This is a genomic window from Mesorhizobium sp. WSM3224, from assembly GCF_000427725.1.
GTDB lineage: Bacteria > Pseudomonadota > Alphaproteobacteria > Rhizobiales > Rhizobiaceae > Mesorhizobium.
In genome coordinates, this window is the sequence record NZ_ATYO01000032.1 from 69,506 (window position 1) to 78,008 (window position 8,503).

The window sequence follows — 8,503 nt, forward strand, 5'->3', positions numbered from 1 at the left end:
GCGGAGTTGGATGCCACGAAAACGGCAACAGTTTGTCTTTTCGCACGCGCTGATTTGTGAGGCGAAGTCTAAAAGCGCGCCGCGCTGTAAGTCCTTGTCTGTGCATGTCGTCGTCCCAGAACCGCTGCGCACTTCTGGGCGACATGCATTAGGTCAGCTCCTGTCGGCCAGCGCGTCCCTGGCGGCCTGCCTGTGGGCAGGCGTGATATGGGCGCTGACGGCGGTGATCGCGGCGGTCAGCACGGCAAGATCGTCGGTGAAGCCGAAGCCGACGACGAAGTCGGGGATGAAATCGAACGGCAGGACGAAATAGCCGAGCGCGCCGAGCAGGATCGCCTTGGCGCGCAGCGGCGTGTCCTTGTCCAGGGCGCAATAATAGGCGGCGACGACCTCGTCCATGAACGGGATCTGCCGGGCCGCCTTCTTGGCGGTGCGCCAGAATTTCTCGCGCACCTCGCCTTCGCCGGCGAGCTTGTCGCCGAAGCCGAAGAAATCAAAACCGGTACCTTGCGCCATCAATCGCTCCTTGGCCGCGCGCAACCCCTGCGTGCCGACCCGCCGGAAGATGTGGTGAAAGGGGAGGGCCGCTACAAGAGTTGGTGACTTCACGCCGCGGCATTGGTTCAGAAATCCGAAGCGCTGGAGGGACAGCACCCCCCTCTGCCCTGCCGGGCATCTCCCCCGCAAGGGGGGAGATTGGCAGCTTTGGCGCCCCGCTCGATCCTGCAACGCTGGCGATTAGCGAAAGCCGCGGGGACGTCCGATCTCCCCCCTTGCGGGGGAGATGTCCGGCAGGACAGAGGGGGGTGTGAAGGAACGCGGCGTCACAATATTTCCGTCTTTCATCCCATCCCAGCGGGTCTCGCTCCTTCTCTGCGCCGCGGCGCAGCTGTTTCCCCGACTCTAACCAAAATACCGGTTCATCCGCTTGGCGAGCTCGATGTCGAGCGCGGTGACGCCGCCGGCGTCATGCGTGTTCAGTGTCACGTCGACGGTCTTGTAGACATTCGACCAGTCAGGGTGGTGGTCCATCTTCTCGGCGGCCAGAGCCACGCGCGTCATGAAGGCGAAGGCCTCGGAGAAATTCTTGAAGACGAAGCTGCGCTTGATGGACGCGTCGTCGGCGGCAAGCGACCAGCCGTCGAGTTCGGCGAGCGCGGCCGTGATCGCGTCCTTGTTCAGTTTTTCCCTGTTCATGTTTGATCCCTGTGATATTTCGACGTTCCCAACCATAACGCCGGATCGATGAGCGCAAAGCCCATAAATTCCATTCTGTTTGTCTGCCTCGGCAACATCTGCCGATCGCCTTTGGCTGAAGGCGTCTTGGGCGCCGTTCTGGCGGAACGCGGAATTGCCGGCGATATCGTGCTCGATTCGGCGGCGACCAGCGGCTGGGAAATCGGCTCCGCTCCCGACCCGCGCTCGATCGCGGTTGCCGCGCAGCACGGCGTCGACATTTCCGGACAGAGGGCGCGCAAGGTGCTGCCGGAGGATTTTTCGCGCTTCGACCTGATCCTCGGCATGGACAAAGCGAATGTGCATGACCTCAAGGCGCTGGCGCCGCCGGCCGCGCGCGACCGGGTCCATCTCTATCTGGACTTCGCGACGGGAAATGCCGCGGACGTGCCGGATCCCTATTATGACGGCGCCGAGGCCTTCGCTTCGGTCTACCGCATGATCCGCGGGGCGTCGGAGGCGCTGGCCACGCGCCTCGCTGCCGGCGCGTCGGCGCCGAGCAGCGGCCAGGCCTCCTCGACGATATAGGGGCCGCCGCCGACCGAATCGCGCGACGACATCAGCACGAAGCGGCCGACGCGGAAGGGCAGCGCCGAAAAATTGCCGCGCGCCGACAGATATTGCGCGACGTCGAGCGGGCTCCCGTTGCGCAGTCGCGCCAGCGTCACGTGCGGCGAGAATTTGCGCGGATCGACAGGAAGTCCGAGCCGCTGGCAGATGCGGTCGATCTCGCCCTGGAGCCCCGTCAGGTCCGGCGAGGCCGACACGCCGGCCCACACCGCATGCGGCTTCTTGCCGCCGAAGGCGCCGACGCCGCAGAGCGTCATCTGGAAAGAGGGACGGTGCACCCGGTCAAGGGCGTTGGCGATCTCGTCCGCGACATGGCCCTCGACGTCGCCGATGAAGCGCAGCGTCAGATGGTAGTTTTCGACATCGATCCAGCGCGCTCCGGGCAGCCCGCCGCGGAGCAGGGATAGAGAGAGGGCGGCGTCACGCGGAATTTCGAGGGCGGTGAAAAGACGTGGCATGTGAAGCCTCCTGTCCTCGAATCGAAACTCTCGTCCCTAGCGAATCATCGATATAGACGCGGGGCAAGAGGTTTGTTGTCCACAAAGTTTCCCCAGCGGAAACCGAGGCGTTTTGGACTCACGACGCGCCGCCCCTCATGACGGACCTCTATTGTCGGCGATCGCCTTTTCGACCACGGGAAGGATGCGCTCGACGATCACGTCGACGCCCTTCGGATTGGGATGCAGGCCGTCCTCCAGCTGCAGGTCGGGGTGGCCGGAGACGCCGTCGAGAAAGAACGGATAGAGCGGAACGGCATATTTAGCGGCAAGCCTCGGGTAGATGGTGTCGAAGGTCTTCTGGTAGTCGGCGCCGAGATTGGGCGCGGCGCGCATGCCGGCGAGCAGCGCCGGGATGTTGCGCTGCTTCAGCTTTGCCAGCATGGCGTCGAGGTTGTTCTCGGCGATGTCGGGAGCGACGCCGCGCAGCATGTCGTTGGCGCCGAGCTCGAGGATGACGAGCCTGGTGCCGTCCGGCACCGACCAGTCGAGCCGCGACAGCCCGCCGCTCGTGGTGTCGCCGGAGACGCCGGCATTGGCGACGGTGACGTCGAGGCCTTTCGCTCTCAAGGCTGCCTGCAGCCTGTCGGTGAAGCCCTGGCCCGGACCAAGGCCGTAGCCCGCCGTCAGGCTGTCGCCGAAGCCGACGATGGTGAAGGTGTCTGCGCGCGCCGGCGAAACCGCGCCGCAAACGACAAGGAAAAGAATGAGGGCTGAAAAAAGGACTGGGGCCACGAAAAGGGCGGGGGCTGCGGCAAAACGGTGTTTGAAAGCCATGCGGCGAGCCCCATATGACCGAAACAATCCAAGCAAGGAGACTCCGGCCGTCTCCTTTTTCACATATAGGGCGCTTTCATTGTGACAGAAACCGTCATCGCGCTGAGAGACGTATCGCTGACGCTCGGCGAGGGTGCGTCTTCCGTCCATGTGCTGAAGGGCGTCAGCCTCGATGTGTTGGCCGGCGCGGCAACCGGCATCATCGGTCCTTCGGGCTCCGGCAAGTCCACCTTGCTGATGGTTCTGGCCGGACTGGAAAGGGTCGACTCGGGAACAGTGCGAATCGCCGGTGAATTGCTCAACGGCAAAAGCGAGGATCAGATTGCATCGTTTCGGGGGCGAAACATCGGCATCGTCTTCCAGTCCTTCCATCTCATTCCCAACATGACGGCGCTCGAAAATGTCGCTGTGCCGCTGGAGCTTGCCGGCCATGCCGATCCGTTCGGGGTGGCGGCGCAGGAGCTCGCGGCGGTCGGCTTGAGCTACCGCGTAACGCACTATCCCGGCGAGCTCTCCGGCGGCGAGCAGCAGCGCGTGGCGATCGCCCGGGCGCTGGCGCCGTCGCCGCGCATCCTCATCGCCGACGAGCCGACCGGCAATCTCGACCAGGCAACGGGAAAGCAGATTGCCGACCTTCTGTTCGCCAAGGCGGCGGAACGCGGCATGACGCTGGTGCTGGTCACGCATGATCCGGCGCTTGCCGCGCGCTGCGCGCGCCAGGTCTCGATGCGCTCGGGGCGGATCGAGGAAGCGCCGAAGCCGGTGAAGGTGCCCGCCTGATGCGGACATTGAAGCTCGCAATCCGCTTCTCGCTGCGCGAGATGCGCGGCGGCCTGTCCGGCTTCATGATCTTCCTTGCCTGCATCGCGCTCGGCGTCGCGGCGATCGGCGGCGTCAATTCAGTGGCGCAGGCGATCTCCACCGGCGTCGCCAATCAAGGCCAGACGCTGCTTGGCGGCGACCTGCGCTTCCAGGTCAACCAGCGCAGCGCTTCAGACGCCGAGCTCGGTTTCATCAAAAGCCTCGGCACGGTCTCGCAGAATTCCGGCATGCGCTCGATGGCGCGGCTGGAGGACGGCTCGGACCAGGCGCTGGTCGAGGCAAAGGCCATCGACGATGCCTATCCGCTCTACGGCGCGCTGGAAACCGATCCGGCGCTGCCGAAGCAACAACTGTTCGGCGAAAGGTCCGGCGTGTTCGGCGCCGCCGCGCCCGACCTGTTGTTCGACCGGCTCAATCTTCATATCGGCGGCAGGCTCAAACTCGGCAGCGCCACTTTAGAGTTGCGAGCCAGGCTGGTCAGCGAGCCGGATGCGGTGTCGGACGGTTTCGGTTTCGCGCCACGGCTGATGATTTCGCGCGAGGGCCTTGCCGCATCCGGCCTGGTGCAGCCAGGCAGCCTGGTCGAGAACGCCTATAAGGTGAAGCTGCCCGAGGGCACTTCCGAGGCGCGGATCAAGGACATCCAGGCTCAAGCCGCGAAGGATTTTCCGCAGGCCGGCTGGTCGATCCGCACGCGCAGCAACGCGGCCCCCGCGCTCTCCGCCAATATCGAGCGCTTCTCGCAGTTCCTGACCCTGGTCGGGCTGACGGCGCTGGTGGTCGGCGGCGTCGGCGTGGCGAACGCCGTGCGCGCCTATCTCGACGGCAAGCGCGGCGTCATCGCGACCTTCAAGAGCCTCGGGGCCTCGGGCGGGTTCGTCTTCACCGTCTATCTGGTGCAGATCCTTTTGATCGCGGGTCTCGGCATCGTGCTCGGGCTCATCCTGGGCGCGGCGATGCCTTTCGTGGCGAGCGCGCTTTTGCAGTCGGTCATCCCCGTGCCGGCGCAAGGCGGCTTCTATCCGGGCGCGCTGGCCATGGCGGCGCTGTTCGGCCTGCTGGTAACGCTGGCATTCGCGCTGCTGCCGCTCGGCCGCGCCCGCGACGTGCCGGCAACCGCGCTATTCCGCGAAATGGGGTTCGAAAGCCGCGGCCTGCCGCGGCTGCCCTATGCCGGCGCCGCGCTCGCGATCGTCGCCGCGCTGGCGGCGCTGGCGATCCTTTCGGCCAACGACTATCGCATCGCCTCGATCTTCGTCGGGGCGACGGTCTTCGCCTTCCTGGTGCTGCGGCTGGTGGCGGTGCTGGTGCAATGGGTCGCCAGCAAGAGCCCGCACGTGCGCTCGGTTCCGCTGCGGCTCGCGCTCGGCAATATCCATCGGCCCGGCGCGCTGACGCCTTCGGTGGTGCTGTCGCTCGGCCTCGGGCTGACGCTGCTGGTGACGCTGGCGCTGATCGACGGGAACCTCAGGCGGCAGATCTCCGGCAGCCTGCCGGAGCGGGCGCCGAACTTCTTCTTCGTCGACATCCAGAGCAGCGACGTCGACGCCTTCGCCGGCCTCGTGGCCAAGGAGGCGCCTCGAGGAACGCTGGTCAAGGTGCCGATGCTGCGCGGCCGCATCATGGCGCTCAACGGCGTCGACGTCGACAAGGTGAAGACCCCGGCCGACGGCGCCTGGGTGCTGCGCGGCGACCGCGGCCTGACCTATGACGCCAAGCAGCCGGAAAATGCGACGCTGACCGAAGGCGCGTGGTGGCCGCAGGACTATTCCGGCGAGCCGCTGGTGTCGTTCTCGGCCGAGGAGGGCAAGGCGATCGGGCTGAAGCTCGGCGACACCGTGACCGTCAACGTGCTCGGCCGCAACGTGACGGCAAGAATAGCCAATTTCCGCCAGGTGCAATGGGAGACGATGGGCATCAACTTCGTCATGGTGTTCTCTCCCAACAGCTTTGCCGGGGCGCCGCATGGCTGGCTGGCGACGCTGACCGACAGACAAGCCACCACGGTCGGCGACGCGCGGCTGCTCAATGCCGTGACGCGCGCCTTTCCGGCGGTGACGACGGTCCGCGTCAAGGACGCGCTCGACATCGTCAACCGGCTGGTCGCCCAGCTCGGCACGGCGATCCGCGCCGCCGCCGGCGTGGCGCTGATCGCCTCGGTATTGGTGCTTTCCGGCGCGCTGGCCGCCGGCAACCGGGCGCGCATCCACGACGCGGTGGTGCTGAAGACGCTCGGCGCGACCCGGCGGACGCTGATTGCGGCCTTCTCGCTGGAATATGCGCTGATCGGGCTTGCCACCGCGCTGTTCGCGCTGGCCGCCGGCGGCATCGCCGCCTGGTTCGTGGTGGCGCATATCATGACACTGCCGTCGCATTTCATGCCGGAAGTGGCGGTGGCGACGATCCTGGTTTCACTGGCGGTCACCGTCGGCATCGGCCTTGCCGGCACCTGGCGGGTGCTCGGCCACAAGGCCGCGCCAGTGCTGCGCGACCTCTGACTCGCCCTGTCTCGAGCCGCCGGTCCGGTTAAATCTTTGTAAGAATGCCTTCCGGAGGCGCCGAAATCTGGCCTTTTGCGCTCTCACGCAGCGTTACGGCCCGTTACCGTCTTGTTCTTGACGTCAAGAACCATCATATTTCGCGCTAGGCATGCTGGAGCCCCGCCAGCGGCGCCTGGTCCCGGGAGTTGCTCCGAGCGGACCTGTCACCGGACGGGGCAGAAGCAACAGAGGATTTCCAATGGCTGATCCCATTCGCAACTACCAGACGTCCGCCGCCCCCGGCGCGCGCGTCGATATCGATCAGGGCCTGCGCGCCTATATGATCAAAGTCTATAACCTCATGGGGCTTGGCCTGCTCATAACCGGCCTTGCCGCCTGGGGTGCCTTTCAGCTCGCCGTCACGGGCGATGGCCAGCTGACCGCATTCGGCCAGCTCATCTATGCAAGTGCGTTCCGCTGGATCGTCATCCTGGCGCCGCTCGCTGCCGTGATGTTCCTGTCGTTCCGTATCCAGTCGATGAGCGTAGGGGCGGCGCAGGCCACGTTCTGGGTCTATGCCGGCCTTGTCGGCCTGTCGTTGTCGACGATCTTCCTCGTCTATACCGGCACCAGCATCACCCAGACCTTCTTCGCCACGGCCGCGGCCTTTGGCGGCCTGTCGCTCTACGGCTATACGACGAGGCGCGACCTGACGGCGTTCGGCTCGTTCCTGATCATGGGCGTGATCGGCCTGCTGATCGCGATGCTGATCAACATCTTCCTGCAGTCGTCGGCGCTTGGCTTCGCCATCTCGGCGATCGGCGTGCTGGTGTTCGCCGGCCTCACCGCCTACGACACGCAGAAGATCAAGGAGATGTATTTCGAGGGTGACGTCGCCGACGTCGCCGGCCGCAAGGCGATCATGGGCGCGCTGCGGCTCTATCTCGACTTCATCAACCTGTTCATGTTCCTGCTGCAGTTCATGGGCGACCGCCGCTAAAGGCAGTTACCCGGTTTCACTGGACCATAGACTTTGCGAAGGGCGGCCCAACGGCCGCCCTTTCCTTTTGCGCACGCCTCTGCTGTTATCGAGGCACGAAGACGACCTGCATAAATTATGAGCATTATTGCAATCAGAGCCGCCGCCGCGGCCGACCTCGACCGAATCACGGAAATCTACGCCGATGCGGTCGCGCACGGCACCGCGAGCTACGAGCTGAAGCCGCCTAGCCGTGCCGAAATGGGCAATCGATTCGACGCTCTAGCGGCCGGCGGCTTTCCCTATCTGGTGGCGGAAAAGGACGGCACCGTGCTCGGCTATGCCTATGCCGGACCGTTCCGGCCGCGTCCCGCCTACCGATTCGTTATCGAGGATTCGGTCTATGTCGCGCCCGAGGCCAAGGGTCAGGGCGTGGGCTTGCTGCTGATGCAGGCGCTGATCGAGACGGCACGCTCGGCGGGCTTCCGCCAGATCATCGCTGTCATCGGCGACGGCCATGCGGACAGCGCTTCGGTGCGGCTGCACGAGAAGCTCGGCTTCCGCCACTCCGGGCGGCTGGAAGGGTCGGGCTACAAGCATGGGCGCTGGCTGGACACGGTGTTCATGCAGCTGTCGCTGAATGGCGGCGCCGAATTACCGCCCGATCCTGATTCGCTGCCGGAACGGACGTTCAGGGGCCTGAAAAGGAACTGAAGAACTGAGGAATTGAAGAACTGATGAACAAAGAAGACGGCAGTTACGTCAGGCGCTAATGCATGTCGCCCAGAAGTGCGCAGCGGTTCTGGGGCAACGACATACATCAAAACAAAGACTTAAAGCGCGTCGCCTGAATCCGTTCACGGTACACGACTCAGGCGTTTTTTGAGCTTATCATCGATCTTCGGGGTGGTTTTTCGAGCCACGCGTGGGCGGCTGCTTTGGGGCAGTTGACGATCCAGTCTCTGAGTGCGTCGAGACCGATGCGGAACCAGGATTTTTCGCGGCGGCCGTGGCTTTTGCGGGGTATGGCCTTCATGCCCATGGTCTGGGTGGCGCATCGGTAGGCCCATGTGATGGCGAGCATCACGATGACGATGAGGCTTGCGAGCTTCTCGGGATTGGTGATGTGGGTGTCCTCGAGA

Annotated in this window: 9 protein-coding genes and 1 pseudogene; 5 read left to right on the forward strand and 5 right to left on the reverse strand. The window is 64.8% G+C overall.

The window, feature by feature from the left end; translation table 11 throughout:
* Positions 1 to 153: 153 nt before the first annotated feature.
* Positions 154 to 516, reverse strand: coding sequence for a YkvA family protein (locus YU3_RS0130115; RefSeq protein WP_027169704.1), 363 nt, complete (start codon positions 514 to 516; stop codon positions 154 to 156).
* 387 nt (positions 517 to 903) lie between these two features.
* Positions 904 to 1,197 (reverse strand): 4a-hydroxytetrahydrobiopterin dehydratase, encoded by a 294-nt coding sequence (locus tag YU3_RS0130120; RefSeq protein WP_027169705.1) that lies wholly within the window; start codon positions 1,195 to 1,197, stop codon positions 904 to 906.
* Positions 1,198 to 1,245: 48 nt separating this feature from the next.
* Here YU3_RS0130120 and YU3_RS37775 point away from each other — a divergent pair, with 48 nt between their 5' ends.
* The gene (locus YU3_RS37775) at positions 1,246 to 1,764 is read left to right on the forward strand and encodes a low molecular weight protein-tyrosine-phosphatase (protein WP_036259885.1); all 519 of its coding nucleotides are present in this window, start codon (positions 1,246 to 1,248) and stop codon (positions 1,762 to 1,764) included.
* Here the strand turns inward: YU3_RS37775 and thpR are convergent.
* Positions 1,668 to 2,264 (reverse strand): RNA 2',3'-cyclic phosphodiesterase, encoded by a 597-nt coding sequence (thpR, locus tag YU3_RS0130130; protein WP_027169706.1) that lies wholly within the window; start codon positions 2,262 to 2,264, stop codon positions 1,668 to 1,670. The genes YU3_RS37775 and thpR overlap by 97 nt on opposite strands.
* Before the next feature lie 135 nt (positions 2,265 to 2,399).
* Positions 2,400 to 3,080, reverse strand: a complete 681-nt coding sequence (locus YU3_RS0130135; RefSeq protein ID WP_027169707.1) for an arylesterase — start codon at positions 3,078 to 3,080, stop codon at positions 2,400 to 2,402.
* Between the two features lie 81 nt (positions 3,081 to 3,161).
* Between YU3_RS0130135 and YU3_RS0130140 the strand changes: the two genes are divergently transcribed.
* The 4 genes from YU3_RS0130140 to YU3_RS0130155 all read left to right on the forward strand — a co-directional run bounded on the left by YU3_RS0130140 (position 3,162) and on the right by YU3_RS0130155 (position 8,075).
* A complete protein-coding gene (locus YU3_RS0130140; RefSeq protein ID WP_027169708.1) occupies positions 3,162 to 3,860 on the forward strand; it encodes an ABC transporter ATP-binding protein in 699 nt (232 codons plus the stop codon).
* Complete coding sequence (locus YU3_RS0130145; protein ID WP_036259888.1) at positions 3,860 to 6,400, forward strand: ABC transporter permease; 2,541 nt, start codon at positions 3,860 to 3,862, stop codon at positions 6,398 to 6,400. The genes YU3_RS0130140 and YU3_RS0130145 overlap by 1 nt, the downstream gene beginning before the upstream one ends.
* Positions 6,401 to 6,641: 241 nt before the next feature.
* The gene (locus YU3_RS0130150) at positions 6,642 to 7,382 is read left to right on the forward strand and encodes a Bax inhibitor-1/YccA family protein (RefSeq protein ID WP_027169710.1); all 741 of its coding nucleotides are present in this window, start codon (positions 6,642 to 6,644) and stop codon (positions 7,380 to 7,382) included.
* Positions 7,383 to 7,499: 117 nt separating this feature from the next.
* Entirely contained in the window at positions 7,500 to 8,075 is a 576-nt protein-coding gene (locus tag YU3_RS0130155; RefSeq protein ID WP_027169711.1) for a GNAT family N-acetyltransferase, read from the forward strand.
* A 157-nt stretch (positions 8,076 to 8,232) separates the two neighbouring features.
* Here the strand turns inward: YU3_RS0130155 and YU3_RS41395 are convergent.
* A pseudogene (locus YU3_RS41395) lies at positions 8,233 to 8,503 on the reverse strand (hypothetical protein); the annotation flags it as partial.

Coding starts and splice junctions, on each gene's coding strand:
- YU3_RS0130115 (WP_027169704.1), bottom strand. CDS start 516: ATGGCGCAAGGTACCGGTTTTGATTTCTTCGGCTTCGGCGACAAGCTC.
- YU3_RS0130120 (WP_027169705.1), bottom strand. CDS start 1,197: ATGAACAGGGAAAAACTGAACAAGGACGCGATCACGGCCGCGCTCGCC.
- YU3_RS37775 (WP_036259885.1), top strand. CDS start 1,246: ATGAGCGCAAAGCCCATAAATTCCATTCTGTTTGTCTGCCTCGGCAAC.
- thpR (WP_027169706.1), bottom strand. CDS start 2,264: ATGCCACGTCTTTTCACCGCCCTCGAAATTCCGCGTGACGCCGCCCTC.
- YU3_RS0130135 (WP_027169707.1), bottom strand. CDS start 3,080: ATGGCTTTCAAACACCGTTTTGCCGCAGCCCCCGCCCTTTTCGTGGCC.
- YU3_RS0130145 (WP_036259888.1), top strand. CDS start 3,860: ATGCGGACATTGAAGCTCGCAATCCGCTTCTCGCTGCGCGAGATGCGC.
- YU3_RS0130150 (WP_027169710.1), top strand. CDS start 6,642: ATGGCTGATCCCATTCGCAACTACCAGACGTCCGCCGCCCCCGGCGCG.
- YU3_RS0130155 (WP_027169711.1), top strand. CDS start 7,500: ATGAGCATTATTGCAATCAGAGCCGCCGCCGCGGCCGACCTCGACCGA.